Here is a 289-nt window from a genome sequence, read left to right as displayed (position 1 = left end):
GGGTACAAGCGAACCCTCAATTGGCATCGACAATCCTCATGGTCGTTGGTGGCCTTGGTGCGCTTGTGGCGGTCGTTGGGGTGCTTGGTATGGCACTTCCGGCTATCATTGCCGGTTTCGGCTTGCTGTCGGGTCCTGTGGGCCTCATAGCACTTGCAATTGGTGTCGTGGTAGCAGGTTTCATTGCCTTCAAGGATCAAATCGGTGGGATCATGGCCTTTCTCGAAGATACAGGCGTTCTCGACTACTTCAGGCAGATATGGGACAACATTTCAAATACCTTTCAAAC

General features: G+C 52.2%; 1 protein-coding gene. It reads left to right on the top strand.

Going from position 1 to position 289, the window contains the following annotated elements; all coding sequences use genetic code 11:
* Positions 1 to 38: 38 nt before the first annotated feature.
* Positions 39 to 289, top strand: a 251-nt coding sequence (locus tag NCS03_RS31015; RefSeq protein ID WP_250530508.1) for a hypothetical protein, incomplete at its 3' end; no start/stop codon positions are given.

It is taken from the genome of Caballeronia sp. ATUFL_F1_KS4A, from assembly GCF_023630905.1.
In the GTDB taxonomy this organism is placed as follows: Bacteria; Pseudomonadota; Gammaproteobacteria; order Burkholderiales; family Burkholderiaceae; genus Caballeronia; species Caballeronia zhejiangensis.
Note: the sequence above shows the minus strand (reverse complement) of the source record. Positions and strands in the feature narration are given on the sequence as shown.